The organism is Dysgonomonas sp. HDW5B, from assembly GCF_011299335.1.
Lineage (GTDB): Bacteria > Bacteroidota > Bacteroidia > Bacteroidales > Dysgonomonadaceae > Dysgonomonas_A.
The window spans coordinates 1,560,812-1,579,513 of record NZ_CP049858.1; the positions used below are offsets into that span (position 1 = coordinate 1,560,812).

The 18,702-nt window shown below is 38.2% G+C and carries 10 protein-coding genes; 5 read left to right on the forward strand and 5 right to left on the reverse strand.

Annotated features, from left to right (window positions below; all coding sequences use genetic code 11):
- Nucleotides 1–272: 272 nt before the first annotated feature.
- The 5 genes from G7051_RS06360 to G7051_RS06380 form a co-directional block, all read right to left on the reverse strand.
- Complete coding sequence (locus G7051_RS06360) at nt 273–2,018, reverse strand: sodium:solute symporter (RefSeq protein WP_166199092.1); 1,746 nt, start codon at nt 2,016–2,018, stop codon at nt 273–275.
- A gap of 103 nt (nt 2,019–2,121) precedes the next feature.
- Nucleotides 2,122–3,789, reverse strand: a complete 1,668-nt coding sequence (locus G7051_RS06365; protein WP_166199093.1) for a ribulokinase — start codon at nt 3,787–3,789, stop codon at nt 2,122–2,124.
- A 101-nt stretch (nt 3,790–3,890) separates the two neighbouring features.
- On the reverse strand, nt 3,891–5,396 hold the full coding sequence (gene araA / locus G7051_RS06370; RefSeq protein WP_166199094.1) for an L-arabinose isomerase: 1,506 nt from the start codon (nt 5,394–5,396) through the stop codon (nt 3,891–3,893).
- A 66-nt stretch (nt 5,397–5,462) separates the two neighbouring features.
- Entirely contained in the window at nt 5,463–6,146 is a 684-nt protein-coding gene (gene araD, locus G7051_RS06375; protein ID WP_166199095.1) for an L-ribulose-5-phosphate 4-epimerase, read from the reverse strand.
- 184 nt (nt 6,147–6,330) lie between these two features.
- A complete protein-coding gene (locus G7051_RS06380; RefSeq protein WP_166112675.1) occupies nt 6,331–7,023 on the reverse strand; it encodes an NUDIX domain-containing protein in 693 nt (230 codons plus the stop codon).
- 393 nt (nt 7,024–7,416) lie between these two features.
- On the opposite strand from G7051_RS06380, the gene G7051_RS06385 reads away from it, so the two are divergent.
- The 5 genes from G7051_RS06385 to G7051_RS06405 all read left to right on the forward strand — a co-directional run bounded on the left by G7051_RS06385 (nt 7,417) and on the right by G7051_RS06405 (nt 18,676).
- Nucleotides 7,417–8,451 (forward strand): hypothetical protein, encoded by a 1,035-nt coding sequence (locus G7051_RS06385; protein WP_255493334.1) that lies wholly within the window; start codon nt 7,417–7,419, stop codon nt 8,449–8,451.
- A 312-nt stretch (nt 8,452–8,763) separates the two neighbouring features.
- Nucleotides 8,764–12,795, forward strand: coding sequence for a response regulator (locus G7051_RS06390; protein ID WP_166199096.1), 4,032 nt, complete (start codon nt 8,764–8,766; stop codon nt 12,793–12,795).
- Between the two features lie 224 nt (nt 12,796–13,019).
- A complete protein-coding gene (locus G7051_RS06395; RefSeq protein ID WP_166199097.1) occupies nt 13,020–16,022 on the forward strand; it encodes a SusC/RagA family TonB-linked outer membrane protein in 3,003 nt (1,000 codons plus the stop codon).
- 66 nt (nt 16,023–16,088) lie between these two features.
- Nucleotides 16,089–17,723 (forward strand): RagB/SusD family nutrient uptake outer membrane protein, encoded by a 1,635-nt coding sequence (locus G7051_RS06400; RefSeq protein ID WP_166199098.1) that lies wholly within the window; start codon nt 16,089–16,091, stop codon nt 17,721–17,723.
- A gap of 191 nt (nt 17,724–17,914) precedes the next feature.
- Entirely contained in the window at nt 17,915–18,676 is a 762-nt protein-coding gene (locus tag G7051_RS06405; protein ID WP_166199099.1) for a basic secretory protein-like protein, read from the forward strand.
- Nucleotides 18,677–18,702 lie beyond the last annotated feature (26 nt).

Below are 18,702 nucleotides of genomic sequence, written 5' to 3' on the forward strand. Positions count from 1 at the left end.
TATTTGTTGTTTATCAAAATAAGATTCAAGACCTTAAAGATAGAAAATTCTCACTGCAGTTTAGTTGCTAACAGTGAGAATAATCAAGAAATACAAAATAACTAGATAAGCTCTCAGAGCTTTTTATTGCTTGGGATGTAGGGTGTGAATCTCTCTGTTCACCTGAAGTTTACAGACACATAGGTCTGCCCCTACTAATAAAGATATCGCATTAAATATTTATCGCTACTTTATATATATAGTCTCTTATTTTACTTAAAGAATATATCTTCTTACCAGAAATACCAATAGAACAATCCACAAAGAACGACAACCCCGAGCGATGCAATAACATCCCACTTGTTCCAGCTCTTTCCGATAATTTTCTTATAGTCATCGGTGAAAGTGATAGCTTCTATCTGTTGAGCAGTTGGCTTTGGAGTGAAAAACGACACTACAACCATCATCAGCATGATGAAGACAAGCAACCATACCTCGAAGATAAGCCAGTTGGTCTGCCAAAACCAAGTTGTATACTCCCAGTACCAACCTGTCATTACGTCTTTACCCGTACTGGTAAAGATATTGGTCAGCAAGCGAGCCATACCGATAATAAAACCGACTATCATACCTGCTTCTCCTGCTTTCGGGGTGATTCTTTTAGAAAATATACCCAATGCGAATACTGCTACCATGGCAGGTGCAAGCAGCGATTGAATACCTTGCAGATAATCGTAAAGGCTACCGAGGCTCATCATAATAGGTATCCATATAATACCAAGTATCACTACAACAATTGTTGCAACACGACCTACCATAACGTAGGTGGCTTCACTCTTCTCTTTGAACTTCGGTTTATAAAAATCTTCCGTAAACAACGTAGCACAAGAGTTGAAGAATGCCGCCAAAGAAGCAACCAATGCAGATATAAAACCGATGGTAACAATACCTTTTACGCCGGCAGGCAATACAAATTTAACCATTGACCCAAAGGCGGTATCAGGGTGATCCAATGTGAATCCACTGTCGGGACGTGCTGCCAATGCAGCAGCTACCATACCCGGTATAAGGAACATAAATACAGGCAACAATTTAAAATATCCGGCAGCGATTGTACCTCTGCGTGCACGTTTCATCACAACATCGTTATCCTCTCCTTTGCGTTGTCCGAGCACACGCTGAACAATATGCTGATCGGTACACCAATACCAAAAGCCGATAATGGATGCTCCGATAAATACCCAAAATCCGGGATAATCGTCATACAACGGATCGCCCGTATTGAAGTGGAACATGTGATTTGTACCGTGTGCAACTCCGTCGGGTCCAACGTTTAGTGTTTTAGAATAGTCAATCATCGCAGTCCATCCATCAGCAATACTTCCGTATCCGAGTGCCGATAATCCTAAGAATAGAACGAGAAACGAGCCAATGATAAGTATAGGTGTTTGAATTGCCGACAGGGTCATTACACCTTTCATTCCTCCCAAAACCGTAAATATACCCGTTAAGACTATTAAGCCTATTGCCCCGTACCAGAAAGGCAAGCCCAGAAGGCTCTCCATAAAAATACCACCGGTAAAGGCCGTTACGCTTACTTTGGTCAATACATATGCTATAAGCGTGATAATAGACAACCACGAACCTGTAGCAGGCGTATAACGATATTTGAGGAAGTCGGGCATTGTAATAATTTTGCCCATCTTATTATTCATCAACTGATAGAAAGGTACAAAGAGCCACCCCAAGAGGAGTATCATCCAGCCCTGCATTTCCCAGTGTGCCATACCCACACCTGCTTTTGCTCCTGTTCCGGCAAGCCCTACAAGGTGTTCCGAACCGATGTTTGCAGCAAAAATAGCTGCTCCGATAATATACCATGGTTCGCCTTTACCAAACAGGTAGTCCTCGCTATTGGCTCCCTGTTGCAAACGTTTGTCTTTTTGTACCGAACGCCAGACAGCCCATGTTACCGCCAGGATACCTACGGCAATAATCAGCCAGTCCAGCCAAATAAACTCATGTGAATTCCAATTCATATGTATAAGATCATTTAAGTAATTTCAACTATTTATTACTCCATTTTTAGCCATAACTACCTTTTTGGTTCTACCTGCCAAGGCAATAAAAAGCTCTAAAAGGTTATGAGAATAATTCTGTTTCAGTAAATTTTCCAAGCTTCCGGTATTTTTCGTATACCGACATGTAAACACGGTGACTCTCCATATTCGGTTGATATTCGAAAGCAAAACCTTGTCCCATGGCGGCTTGTGCTTCTTTTATCGTAGGATGTACACCTGCGGCCACGGCGGCAAACATAGCTGCACCGAAGGCACAAGCCTGTTCCGACTTAGCTACTTTAATAGGCATACCCAGTACATCTGCCAGTGTTTGCATAACAAGAGGCGATTTCAATGAAATACCTCCTATTCCTATTACACTTTCTATTTCGATGCCATTTTCAAGGAAACGATCTACAATTGCTTTCGACCCGAATGCCGTTGCTTCTACTAATGCTTTAAAAATGATAGGTGCATTACTAGCCAGATTCAGTCCTGTAATTGTCCCTTTTACCAATTGATTAGCATCGGGCGTTCTGCGTCCGTTCATCCAATCAATAGCTAAAACGCCACTTTCAGATGCGGGTATTTTCGCCGCCTCTTTCGATAAGGCAGGAATTATTTTATCTAAAGCTTCTGCTATCAGTTTATCTTTTGTAGCCTGATCTATCAATGACGATTCTTTAATCAGATTTTCGATTGGCCAAGCCAATACCGATTTGAACCAAGCGTATATATCTCCGAATCCCGACTGTCCTGCTTCTAATCCGATCATTCCGGGAACTACCGAACCATCAACCTGTCCACATATTCCGGGGATTAGTTTTCCGTGCATATCTTCGTATGGCACAATCATTATATCGCAAGTAGATGTACCGATTACACGCACAAAGGTTTTAGGTCCTATTTCAGCACCTACTGCTCCCATGTGGCAATCGAATGCACCGACTCCAACAGCTACATTGGTAGTAAGACCCAGTCTGTCTGCCCATTCTTGAGTAAGATTACCGACTTTAACATCGCTTGTGTATGTCTCTTTGAAGAGTCTGTCTCTGTAACCTTTGAGCAGTGGTTCTACTTCGGTCAAAAAATCATCTGTTGGCAATCCGTCCCATTCTTTGAGCCACATGGCTTTGTGTCCTGCTGCACAGCGGCTTCTTATAATATCAGATGGTTTTGTGGTATTGGTTATCAAAGCTGACATCCAATCGCAATGTTCTATCCAACAATAAGCAGCATCACGAATTGTTTCATCTACTTTTAGAACATGAGCCATTTTTGCCCATACCCATTCGCTCGAATAGATACCCCCTTCATAAGCTGTATAATCAATAGGCCATCTTTTGGCTACTTCATTGATCTTTGCGGCTTCTTTTACTGCTGTGTGATCTTTCCAAAGAACAAACATGGCATTTGGATTCTCGGCAAATTCGGGTCTCAAAGAAAGAACTTGCCCCTCTTTATCGATAAGTGCAGGTGTTGAGCCTGTTGTATCAAATGATATTCCAACAACCTTTTCGGCTGTACCTTTAGGTGATTTGCTTAAAGCCTCTTTTACAGATTCTTCAAGGCTTTCGATATAATCAAGGGGATGTTGTCTGTATTGATTTTTATGTGGATCACAGTATTTACCTGCTGCCCAACGCTTGTAGTATTTTACGGATGAAGCTATTTCTTTGCCTGTTTCGGCATCTATGATAACAGCCCGACAAGAATCTGAACCGTAATCCAGCCCAATTGTATATTTCATATTCTATTCAAATTCAGATTAATAAAATAGTTATCTAAGTTGAGACCTAAAGCCCCGAGGATCAAAGCATCCCCAAGGCTATCGGTCAAACCTTAACTAACTTACTGTAATGCTTTATTTAGCAAATAGAACACTTCATTTACTTTCAATTCGAATTTGAACTTATTGATAGTTGTGTCTTTATCAATAGTTATCAATTCGATTCCGGCTATATCGGCATAGTCTTCCAAAAACTCATTGGTCAATGCATATGAGAATGATGTATGATGAGTACCTCCGGCTAATATCCAAGCTGCTGCACCTATTTCAAGATTGGGTTGTGGTATCCACAAAGCACTTGCAACGGGTAATTTGGGTAATGCGGCTTTAGGCTCGATAACATCTACATTATTTACAATCATACGGAAACGATTGCCCATATCTACTATGGTTGCTGCAACTCCTGTGCCTGCATGAGCTGTGAAAACCAAACGTGCAGGATCGGCTTTACCTCCAATACCTAAGGGGTGAACTTCCAATCGTGGTTTTTGAGTTGTAATTTCTGGAGATACTTCCAACATATGCGATTGAAGAATTGCGCTTTGTTCTCCATCAAAGTGGTATGTATAATCTTCGAGGAATGATGTTCCTCCGGGTAACCCTTTCGCCATCACCCACATCGTTCTAAGCAAGGCAGCTGTTTTCCAGTCACCTTCTGCACCAAAACCGTAACCTTCTGCCATCAGACGTTGACAAGCCAGACCGGGTAATTGATTCAAACCATGCAAGGCATTGAAATTGGTTGTAAATGCTTTCGCTCCTTTGTCTTTCAGGAAACGGCGAAGAGCTATTTCTTCACGGGCAGCCTCACGTACTTGTCCGTGATTTTTTGCTCCTTTTTTGCAATCGTCTGCAAATATGTACTCTTTTTCGTATTCTGCAACTAAGGCATCTACGTCTGCTTCTGTTACTTTATCTTGGAAAGCGACTAAATCACCTACTCCATAGTAATCGTTATGATAACCCAGTCTCAATTCTGCTTCTAATTTGTCGCCATCGGTTACGGCTACATTATTCATATTGTCGCCAAAACGAACAATAATCATTCCCTGAGCATCTGCCCAAGCTGCTGCAACACGTTGCCAAACGGCTATCTTAGCTTGAACTTTTGCATCAGACCAATGTCCTACAACTACTTTTCGGTTTTTGCGCATACGGCTTACCATGTGACCAAATTCACGGTCACCGTGTGCCGATTGATTCAGGTTCATGAAATCCATATCGATTTCAGCCCATGGAATCTCCTTATTAAATTGAGTATGAAGATGTAAAAGTGGTTTTTTATAATCCTTTAAGCCTTGAATCCACATTTTTGCAGGCGAGAAGGTATGCATCCATGTAATAATACCGATACATTTGGGGTCATTATTTGCTTCCGAGAAGGTTTTCGATACTTCGGCAGAAGAGTTTACAGTTCCTTTAAATACTACTTTAACAGGCAGTGTACCTGCTGCATTCAAGCCTTTTACTATTTCAGTAGAATGTGCATTCACTGCTACAACAGCATCTCCACCATACAATAATTGTGCTCCGGTTACAAACCAAACTTCTAAATCTTTGAATTCCATGATATATAAATTTTTGGGATTAATCTTATAGTTATACTTAATTAGTTACGAGTTACGAGAGAAAGTTTATTGACCGTAATAAGCATCGGGTCCGTGTTTTCTGAAAAAATGTTTCTTGATAAGGTCATCATTCATTTTCAATTGTGGATTTACAGCGAATGATATGGATGCCATCTTAGCAACCTGCTCCAATACAACAGCATTATGTACCGCATTATGTGCATTCTTTCCCCACGAAAATGGTCCGTGATTATTCACTAAAACTCCGGGAGTATATTCTGCGTTTAAATCTTTGAACCGTTCTACAATGACATTGCCCGTTTCCAGTTCGTATTTATTGTCGATTTCGTCAGAGGTCATTTGTCGGGTGCATGGTATGGCATCCTTGAAGTAATCGGCATGCGTAGTTCCAATGTTTGGGATGTCGCAACCCGCCTGTGCCCAAGCTGTAGCATAGGTAGAATGGGTATGAACTATTCCTCCGATTGCAGGAAATGCCCTGTATAAAACAAGATGTGTAGCGGTATCGGAAGATGGTTTCAGCTTTCCTTCGATCACATTACCATCCAAATCTACCACCACCATATCGTCGGCTGTCATTACATCGTATGATACTCCCGATGGTTTAATGACTACCAATTGAGAATCTTGGTCTATTGCACTGACGTTTCCCCAGGTAAATAGTACCAATCCGTGCTTTACCAGATCAAGGTTAGCTTCAAAAACTTCTTTCTTTAATGTTTCTAACATACCATTACAAGGTTAAATGCAAAATAAGTGTTTTCGTTACACTTGCAATATTAGCAATAAGTGTACAAAACAACACTTATTGACCATGTGTTATAAAACATATTAGAAATAAAAAAAGTCTCACAATAGATTATCGAAGCAATAATCTATTATAAGACAAGTAATTATTCGTTATAAAAATATTTCAGAGGGAGAAAAAATAGCCCTTTTGAAGTAATTGATCGTATTTCTCTTTATTAAACTTATAATAATAAGCTCCTCTTTTCGAACTGGATTTATCTTTATCTTCCTGTTTTTCAAGAATATTCATCTCCAGAATCTTCTTTCTGAAATTGCGTTTATCCAGTTCCGTCTGATAAATTGCTTCATACAGACTTTGCAGTTGAGGTAATGTGAATTTCTCTGGTAACAGATTAAACCCGAGTGGTTTGGTAGCTGCTTTATTTCTTAAGATTTCAATTGTATCATTGAGTATTTGATTATGGTCAAATATGAGATTACCAACTTTATCCAACTCCTGCCAACGTGCATTATGCACCTTACACAACTGTTCGTCAAAAGATTGTATGTCGATCAAAGCATAATAAGCCAGAGATACCACACGCTCGCCAATATCACGACCTATTTCACCATATGCTCCAACCTGCTCCATAAAAACATCCTGAATGCCCGTATATTCAAATACTACGCGCGAAACAGTCTGGGAAAGGCTCTCATTGGATCGTACGAATCCTCCCATCAAAGAATCTTGTCCTTTTAATGGCTCAAATTTACGCTTTGAGATGAGAAGATACAGCTTATCATTCTTAAATCCGAGAATAAGACAGTCAACAGACACATAGAATTTTTCCTGATCTTTATAAAATAGTGAAGTCATATGGGGTCATGTAATATAACTAATGAATGCTTTGAGTAAAAGAGTGCAAATATAGTATTTATTTAGTGTAAAACATACAATTATTCTATTACCACATAGCGAAGATAATCATAACAAAGACAAATATACGACTCTCGCAAATAACAAATTTAAAAATTGAAGCAAAACTTATCAATTATTCCTTACCGAACATAGATCGCCTCACAAACCTAAGTTGCAAAAGGTTTAAGACCTTGATTTAGCTCTATTTTGGTTAAATACTTTCTATCATTCGTTCACCCTTTTTATCACTACATACCAGAACTCGCTCCTATTAACAATATCTTAACAGCAATGAAATTGGTATTTAACCTCATTCTGTTTATTTTGTGGAAAATTTAAGCAAAATTGAACATGACGAAAATTTATTACCTTAGTTCGATCTTATTTCTTACAATATTTTTTCATTCTCATTCACTATTAGCACAAGATTCTCTTGAGTTTAAGCCTACAGGAACAATTATTGCTAAAGGCTTTCTCGATTACAGTACAGGACTAGGTAATGCCGAACACACATCAGGGTTCGATATAACACGTGCATTCTTAGGTTACAATTATAAATTCACACGTACATTGCAGGCTCAGTTAGTAGTCGACGGAGCATCAGGTAAGGTTTCCAGCGGTTCACTCGAAGTCTATGTACGTAATGCATTTGTCAATTGGAACGATAAAAATTTCAATATCAACGGGGGATTAATCGGACTCTTAGAGTATAATACTCAAGAGCTTTACTGGATGCACCGATATGTACTTAAATCGTATCAGGATCTGAATAAAATGGCTCCAAGTGTCGATCTGGGAGCTTCATTCGAATATACTTTCAATCCCTTTATTACTGCAGACTTGACATTCACAAACGGAGAAGGGTACAAGAAAGTAAAAAAAGACAATAGTGCACGCTATGCAGGAGGAATAAGCCTTCACCCTATCAAAAATACGGTCTTCAGAATCTATGGGGATGTTTACAATCACAGCGAAGAATTAAGGGATGCTTTGCCTACAGGGGTAACCGGTGCAAAGTACAAAGACCAGTATATCTTAGCCTTATTTGCTGGTTATATGGATAAGAACATCTCGTGCGGTATAGAATACAACCACTTGTACAATAAAGGATTTATAGAGAATAAAGATTATTATGGTTATTCCATCTATTCTTCAGTAAAAGTTGCCCCTAAATTCAGAGTATATGGACGATATGACCTAACCGAATCAACTCAACCGGATAGCTTCAAAGAGCCATGGAACGATCTGGATGGACAATTAATGATTGTAGGTGTAGAGTTTCGCCCTGCAAAACAACTAAAGATTTCACCTAACATCCGTAATTTAAATCCGACAAGAAATAAATCGGAACAGTACTTCTATATCAATATTGATTTCAACCTCTAAGGCAGAACCTTAATAAGCAGTTCACCTTTACGTAATTATATTACTGTGCCTCACTTAAAACGATCCGAATAGTATCGGATTTATTAACCCTAAGAATAATATTCTCAATACAAAAAAGAAAAGCGATTTACTCTATTCTTAGAACTTTACTAAACAGCCAAATAATATATTTAGTTTTACAGGCTAATACTCTTGTTTTTCCACAGGTCTTTTGTATATTCAAAACATCGTAGTAGTAGTATTGTTAAACTAATTATAGGGGTCGTTATTTTTATGATCAAATCTGTTCTGTTTTGTATTAAGGATAAATGTTTGAATTATAAAAGTCATTTTTTTACCAGACGGATATCTTTTCACCTTTTGTTCTTTCTCATCTTTTTTTTCTGTTCCGTTACAACAGCTTTTTCTTCATACGGTCTGTACGAAAAAGACATCAATCTTTCGAACAATGCCATACTATCCATGCATCAGGATAAAACCGGATACATGTGGTTTGGAACTTACGATGGATTAACTCTGTATGACAGCAAAAACGTACAAATATATAGATTTGAGATAGATAGCAAGTTAACGCTTTGCAGTAATATTATTCAGAAAATAACGGATGCTGACACTGGATATTTGTGGATATCGACCTCCTTAGGGCTTAATAAGTTTTCTTTGAAAGAAAAAAAAGTAATAGAATCCCATCCCGAATATTCCGAAGCCAGATTACTCGCTTGTGACAGTCTGGGAAATACGGTTACAATTGTAAAAGAAAATTCCATTTCCTATTATTCGCCACAAAAAAGAACTTTTCAAGACTTTTACTCCAATAATATTTCACCTGACAAGATAAAAAGTCTGTTTTGGACTGCAACTCACAAACTATACGCATTAACTGACGATGCTAATCTTATTGAGATTAAACTAAAAGATATACATACACCCGAAAAAACCGGCTTATCCATAAATCAGGAAAGCATTCACGATAAAAAAATAGTTTATTCATTTTACGACAACAACACTTTATATATTGTTGATTCTGATAAAAGATTGTATCTGTATGATACAAATAATAGAAAGAAGATATTTATAAAAGACCTGTCAAGCTTGATAGACAAGTATGGCTCCATTTCGCAGATTGTCAATTTCCACAAAGATATTTTTATTGCCTTCAAAAGCAGTGGACTAATTAAACTAAAAGCTTCCGAAGGATTCAATAGTGAGCCTGTAACCTTAAAAATCGGAATTTTTTCGCTATTGAAAGATAAAAAGCAAGAAATCCTCTGGGTTGGAACAGATGGTTTAGGGGTACAAATGTACTACGAGAAAGATAATCTATTTGAAAACATTACTCTCGACCAAATACCGCAAAACCTGCACAAACCCGTCAGGGCAATATATACAGATGAGTACCATAATTTATGGATAGGCACAAAAGGGGATGGGATAATTCGCATTTCTGATTATGAAAACACGGTAAAAAATAACAACTATACGCATAACATCACACGATTTACAAATAAAGATGGCTTATCGGATAATCAGGTCTTTTGTTTCTTACGAAGCCATTACAAAAATATTATCTGGATTGGAACCGAAGGTCCCGGTTTGTCATACTATTCGTACGAAGACAAACAGATACATACAATTGAAGACAAATCGGGTCAACAGATAAAAAAAGTACATTCAATCTGTGAAGTTGGCAACTCTACATTATGGATTGCAACAGCGGGCGAAGGATTATTGGAGATTCAGATAAAGGAGACAAAATCAGATATTGATATTGAATTAATCAAAAAGTATACATTCGAAAAAAACAATAATATATGCAATGAGTTTCATTCTCTAAGCTACAATGGAGGTACCGATCTATTCGTAGGTTGCCGGGGCGGATTTGGTGTTGTTCGACTAAACGTAATAAGCAAACAATACGAATTTATCCCGATGAATAATACCGAACGCACTGCTATTGGTGATGTTCTGAGTGTTTATCAGACCAAAGACTCTACCATATACATCGGATCGAGTTCAGGGCTTACCAAACTTAAATTAATGCCTCAAGGGCAAAATATGGTAAAACATTTCGATCGCAGATCAGGTATTGCCAATGACATGATACATGGTATCTTAGAAGATAAAAATGGCTATATCTGGTTAAGCACAAACAAAGGTTTAGTGCAGTATAATCCAAAAAATGATTTTTTCCATAATTATTATTCAGACCTGAAAGTGACTGAATTCTCTGACGATGCTTATTGGTTTTGCCCACAATCGAAAAGGCTTTTCTGGGGTGGAACCAACGGTTTAGTATGGTTATATCCCGAAGAGTCGAAGAATACCAAATACAGACCGAATTTAAATTTCCTCGATATAAAATTTCCGGGAAATAACTCAACTCAAACAAGATATCTAAACGAAAAATCAAATAAGTTGGAATTACCTGCTAAGATGAATTCGTTTTCGATTTCTTTTATTGCAATAGACTATATAAATGGTTCTGATTATGAATACTCATACAGTATAGAAGGCTACACTCCTTCGTGGAAAGAACTGCAAAATGATAATGAAGTGGTCTTCACCAATCTTCCGCCCGGAAATTATACTTTGAAAGTAAAGTTTAAGAATGATGTTCTGGATTCTGATTATTACAGTTTAAATATAACCATACTACCTCCTTGGTATTTAAGCATATGGGCTATTGCATGCTATATAATTGGAGCTATACTCTTATTATTAGGCACTGCATATTATTTAAAAATCAGAATACAGAGGAGACAACTGGCTATAGCCAATAAGATAAAAGAGGAGCAGAAAGAAAAACTATTGGAGACAAAACTCAATTTCTTTACCAATATCACACACGAACTCTATACTCCTTTGACGCTGATAAACGGAGTTTGTGAACAGATTCTGGAGTATTCGATACAGGATGATAAGTTGAGTAAATACACCAATATATTGAATAACAATGTAAATAATCTGAATGAGCTTATACAGGAAATTCTTGATTTCAGGAAAATAGAAAATTCAGAATTTAACTCGAAATCAATAAAACGTACTCTCATATCGGAAATAATAAATAACCAATTAGTTTCATTTACACATGTTGCCAATCAGACAAGTATAAAATATACCGCAACGGTTCCTGACAATCTTTACTGGAATACGGATGAAGCGTATTTTAAGAAAATATTTACAAATCTAATCTCGAATGCGTTTAAATATACTTCCTCCGGAGGCCTTATAAAAATAGAAGCACTTATAAAGAATAACTCACTTATTATTAGCATATATAACACAGGACAAGGTATAGAGGAATCGCAAAAAATGAAAATATTTGATCGTTATTATATTCTTGACAATATCGAAAAGAATCGATATGCTCAAATGACTTCAAGCAATGGACTAGGTCTTTTGATTTGTTACAGTCTTGTTAAACTGTTAGGAGGAGACATAAAAGTAAATAGTGAGATAAATGAATATGCTGAGTTTGTTGTCTCTTTGCCTTTTCTGGAAATCGACAACGAAATTCCAGAAACAACGACAACAGAGACATTATTGAATAAAACAGAGAGCCAGCCTTATGAAATTACAACACAGCCAACGATATTGGTTGTTGACGACAATAGGGAGATTGTGTGGCTCATATCGCAGATTTTATCTTCCGATTATATTATAAAAGAAGCAAACGATGCTTCGGAAGCTCTCAAAATGGTAGAGAATATTACACCCTCTCTCATAATACTTGATATTATGATGCCGGAGATAGACGGATTGGAATTAACCAAACGCCTTAGAGCAAATAAGTTTACAAAACACATTCCGATATTAATCGTATCGGCAAAAGTTACGGCAAAAGAGCAGGCCGAAGCATATGATGCGGGAGCCAATACATATCTGACCAAACCTTTTTCTTCGGAGTTGCTCCGTTCTGTGGTACATCGCATGCTTACCTCCAAAGGAGAACTCAAAGAATACTATGATTCACCCGAGAGTGCTTATGAATATTCGGAAGGAAAACTAGTACATCAAGAGGACAAAAGTTTTATGGAAGATATAATCTCTATTATAGAGGAGAATATCGAAAATGAAACTTTAAGACCCGAATTAATTGCCGGAAAACTAGGAATCAGCAGTCGCAGCTTGTACCGAAAAGTCAAGAAAATAACATTGATGCCTCCCAGCGATTTCATTAAAGACTATAAGCTGATCTATGCAGCCAAACTACTGATTAATACAAACCTCACAGTTAAAGAAATTACCTATAAGGTTGGAATCTCCAATAAATCTCATTTCTACAGAGAGTTTCTGAAGAAATATGAGATGACTCCGAACGATTACCGCAAACATAAGTCCTAAACTTTACCTATATCATAAAATACCTAATGAGTGTCATAGTTTACCATGTGCAAACTATGACACTCATTAGGTTAATTAAGATGGGGGCATCAAAAGCTTATTAACTAATATTGTGAAATCAACCTAAATAATGTAAATGCCGGTGTTGTGAAAACTAACCGTAGTCGCATTATAAATCCCTCTCAGTGTTAACACAATTGATAATTACCGTAAATTAAATTATTATGAAACAAAAATCTATGCCTAAAACACCGGATGAATTCAAGACGAACCATCTCTCGCGGATTTTTCACTTATTATTACTTCTGTTTATATTCTACTTACCCTCTTTTGCGTCAGCCGAATATAAAGAAGTTCAACAAAACGGAAAAACTGTAACCGGTCTAATAAAAGATCAACAAGGTGAACCTCTGCCCGGAGTTGTAGTTGCAGTAAAAGGGACAACAATTGGAACTTATTCGGACGAGAACGGTAAATATTCTTTAAATGTACCAAACTCAAACCTTACACTCACATTTTCATTTATAGGATACAATACGCAGGAAGTTGCCCTCAATGGTAAATCATCATTAAATATAACATTACAGGAAAATACACAGCAATTGGATGAAATTGTTGTGGTAGGTTATGGCTCACTGAAAAAATCGGAAATAGCAACCGCCGTCGTATCTATTAAACCCGACGATTTTAACTACGGTGGAGCCAGAGACCCTATGTCATTGCTCGAAGGTAAAATTGCCGGATTAAATGTAACCCGTACAAGCGGAGTAAATCCAAACAGCAGTGCAGCCTTTCAGTTAAGGGGTGTAACCTCTCTCTCGGGAAGCCAGTCGCCGCTGATTGTAATAGATGGAATACCTGACGGGAATCTCGATTTGATTCAGCCCGACGATATCGAATCGATGGAAATTCTGAAAGACGGATCGGCAGCCGCCATCTATGGTAGCCGTGCCAATGCAGGTGTAATACTTATCACTACAAAATCGGGGAAAAAAGGAGATCTACATTTCGAATATTCGACATTCATCACCAAGCATTATCTGGCAAGAACCCCCAGAGTGCTTACCGCCAATGAATACAGAGACCTTAGAAATGATCCCAACAATCCGAAAGCCGGGCAAATGGTTGATTATGGTTCTTCTACCGATTTTTATCAGGCTCTAGCCGATAAAGATAATTTGACACATACACACAATCTGGCAATAACCGGAGGTAATGATGCTGCAACATACAGAGCATCCTTGTTTTACAACGATTTTGACGGTATTGGTCTACAGAACGACCGCAAGAATTACGGAGGACGTATGTCGTTACATGCCAGAGGATACGACAACATGCTTACAGGCCAAATTAATTTAGCGATTAATCACGATTATAGAAACCGACTCGGAGATTCGGAAGGATTATGGCAAGCTGCTACCACTATGAACCCCACATTAGGATTACATGATGAAGTGGAGCAAAGGGTAAATCCGATTAACAGAATGAATGCACACCGATTAAAAAGAGACGGACAAAATACAATGGTCAGTGGTAAACTGGGACTAGAGCCGGTGAAAGATTTGATCTTCTCGGTGTTCGGTAGTTTACAAAGAGACAACTGGCTGGAAAGCGAATACATAAACGTAAATTCATGGGAGTCAAAACAATCGCATGAAGGACTCGGCTTTGCAAAAAAAGAATCGGAACAGGAAATAAAAGGAGCAGTAGAACCTACCGTCGAATATTCGAAACTTTTCAATAGCAAACATAGCTTAAATGCTGTTGGAGGATATAGTTTTCAATATACATTATGGGAAAGAACCAAAATGGAAAACAAAGGTTTTCTGAATGATGTTACCCAAGACAATGATATGGGTGCAGGAAGCTGGCTGGCTGCGGGAAAAGCAAAAATGGAAAGTGAAAAACAGGAAGATAAACTGATTGCATTTTTTGGGCGTGTAAACTATGCCTATGACAGCAGATACGTAGCCCAGATATCGCTTCGCCACGAAGGATCTACCAAATTTGGAGCAAACCACAAGTGGGGTAACTTTCCATCGTATTCAGTAGCATGGAATGCTTCTAATGAAGAATTTATGAAAGGTGTAAACTATTTAAGCTTACTCAAAATAAGATTAGGGTATGGTGTTACGGGAAATTCTGGAATCGATCGCTATCAATCCATAATAACAATGGGAACAGGTGGCTTTTATCTAAGTCCCGATGGACGTTGGGTTCAAACTTACGGACCTTCAACCAACCCGAATCCAAACTTAAAATGGGAAATGAAACAGGAATGGAATCTTGGGTTTGATTTTGGATTCCTGAAAAACCGAATCGGTGGATCGATAGATTTATATAAACGTACTACAAAAGATTTGTTAGGAAAATACGGTACACAACAACCTCCTTACATTTTCAGCGATATTTTTATTAATGTCGGAGATATCGCAAGTAAAGGTGTTGAGCTTACTTTAAATACAATACCTGTATCGGGAAAAGAATTTATGTGGAAAGCCGACCTTGCCGCCAGTTATACCGATAATACACTGAAAAGCCTTTCTAACGACCTTTACGAACAACCGTATATTCTGGACGGAGATATAGGAGGCATGGGCGATCTGGGAAAAGCCATCCGTGTATATCCGGGAGAGAGAATGGGTAATTTTTACGGAAAACGTTTTGCAGGATTTAACGAAGCGGGTAAATGGTTATTCTATAACAAAGATGGAGAGAAGGTACTTGCCGATCAAATAAATGACGGAGATATGGGAGTAATAGGTAACGGTGTTCCTAAATTCTATCTGGGCATGTCACACTATTTCAAATACAAAGAATTTGACCTGAGCATTGTACTGAGAGGTAAATTCGGATTCGATGTTTTAAATATCACCGATATGCAATTTGGCAATAGGGTAGCTTTGCCTGACAATATTCTGAAAAGGGCAATCACAACACACGCCGACTTGAATGACACTTATCAATATTCTGATTATTACCTCGAAAAAGGTGATTTCGTGAAAATCGATAACATTACTATCGGCTATAACTTCATCAATAAATCAGGAAATAAAAAAATACCTCGCTTCAGAGTCTATTTCACAGGCAGGGATCTCTTAACAATGACAGGTTACTCTGGTCTGGATCCGGAGGTAAGAGACACCGGTATAAATACAGGACTTGATAAACCCGATCGCTATCCTGTAACACGCAGTTTCACATTGGGGCTTAATATGACCTTTTAAAGAATAGATGAGTATTTACATATCAAAGTAACAAATAGGTCTTAGACCTGAAAAGAAAGACATAAGATGAAAAAATATAATATATTCTCATACCTGCTAGTAGCATTTGCTCTACTGCTCACCGGCGGATCGTGTACCGATCTGGACGAAAAATTATACAGTAAGATTGGTTCCGATAACTATTACAACAATAAAGATGAAGTGATTTCTGCCATATTAAGACCCTATACACATGCAAGAGCATGGATAGCACCCACACAACAGAACAGTTACTGGCGTCTGAACGAATATGCAGCAGATCAGATTGCCTGGACGACCAAAGGACGTCACGGATATGATGGAGGCGACTGGATCAGATTACATTATCACACATGGCACATTAGAGAAAGCACCATAACCAACTCCTGGAACTTAATGTATTCGGGTATGGGATATTGTAGCGATGCTGCCAATAATATAGCAAAACGTGATGCTGCACAAATGGGAATTACCCAACAGGAGAAAGACGAATTTGTGGCTGAGATGAAAGTACTTCGTGCATATCACTATCTTAAATTAATGGATTTATTTGGCAATATTCCGGTAGTAACCGAAGTAGGAACACCTGTAAGCCCCTCTAATATGCCCCGTGCGGAAGTATTTAAGTTTATAGAAACCGAATTACTCGAAAATATAGATAACCTACCCTTACTTTCGAGCAAAAATGTAGGACGGGCAACTCGTGCTGCGGGATATGCCATGTTAGCCGAGCTTTATCTGAATGCCGAAGTATGGACAGGAAGTGCCCGTTGGGACGATTGTATCAAAGCCTGCGACTACATTATGCAAAACAAAGCGGGTTCACAAATCGGAACTTTAGGCTTAGACTCCGACTTAATAACAACCTTCAGCAATACCAACACAACCAGTTCGAAAGAAAATCTGTTTGTTTTGACTTATGATTACCAAAGTTCACCCAACAAATGCGGTTGGAATGGCGACTTTTATCATTTTGCTCAAAAATATATCTATGGAGGTCTTTCAAACGGAAACAACGGTGCAGTCGTAATTCCTTCAGCCTATGATAAATTTGCTGATAACGACTTGAGAAAATCTCAATGGATGCTCATCGGTCCTCAATTTTATTTCGATGATCCAACAAAGCCGGTTTTGGGAACAGAAGAATATAGCGGTCAGCAACTTACATTTGTAAATTACATATACAGAGCCAGCGAAGGTAAAACACAGTCGACGATGTACGATGGTGAAGAAAACAGTGGTGCTCGCTTTAATAAATACAAACCGGGACCATCGTCCGACCCCCATTATTGGAGCAACGACTGGGTATTGTATCGCCTTACCGAAATTAATTATTTCAAAGCCGAAGCCCTGATGCGTAAAAATGGAGGAAATGCCACACAGGAAGCTGTCGATTTAATAAATGCATGTCGCATCAGAGCTTTTTCCGATGCCGACTGGAACAGCAATAAATATACAACATCGACCCTTACATTAGATGAATTGATTGAAGAGAGGGGACGTGAATTTATATTTGAGGGCAAACGCAGAACGGATTTAATCCGATTCGGCAAATTTACCTCAACAGCCTGGTGGGATCATACCCCAACCGACAATAAAAATGTTGAAATATTTCCAATTCCTTACAACCAATTATCAACCAACGTTAACCTGATTCAAAATCCAGGATACGCTTCTGAATAACACAACTTTACTAAACTACAGATTCTTATTTATCAATCAATTACAGGATCTGTAAATTCCTGATATTACTGCTTTTCGATATCGAAAAGCAGTAATACTTAAGGTCTGAGACCTTTTTCGCTATTTTAGGAGGTACAACAATTACAATAAATTATGACATTGAATTCTAACTTTTACTTGATATATACAATATGAAAAAGACAATCGCAACGGTAATGTTAGCAGTACTATCGTTATTGGCAATGGCACAGAAATGGGAAACACCCGATTGGAAAAATTTCCGATATCCCACGATCCATTTTCTGGATAAGGCAAAAGGAACACAGGGGTCTAAAATTTACAATCGTATAGTACCCAACCCGAAAGCGTTTATTCAACAACATGCGCTATGGGTGGTACAAACATTATATTGGTCAACATCCGACTCAATCCCGAACGTAAAAGCTATAAAATATACACTCGAAGATATAGAGGGCATATCGGCAAAAGGCGGACAGCCTCCTGTTGTGAATATCTTTTACAGTTCGCAATGGGTCGAAAAATCAGAATCCTCCGAAGGTGACGATAAAGTGCTATATGAAACACGAGGTGTATTGTATCACGAATTAACCCATGCTTATCAATTAGAACCACAAGGTATTGGAGGGTATCAACAAGGAACAGAATTTTGGGTATTTATCGAAGGAATGGCTGATGCTGTAAGATTCCACAACGGATTCTTCCCTGTGAGTGATCGCAAACCCGGTGGAAACTGGATGGACGGATATCGAAAAACAGGCTATTTTCTTGAATGGTTAACCTGCAAAGACCCCGATTTTTTACGTAAATTTAATCGCTCCACTCTCGAAATTATTCCGTGGAGTTTCGACAAAGCCATGCAGCATGTATTAGGCAAAAACGTTACGACAGATAGTTTATGGGCAGAATATCAAAAATTTCTGATTGATAATTAAGGAATCATCCTTTTTATTGTTTTGAT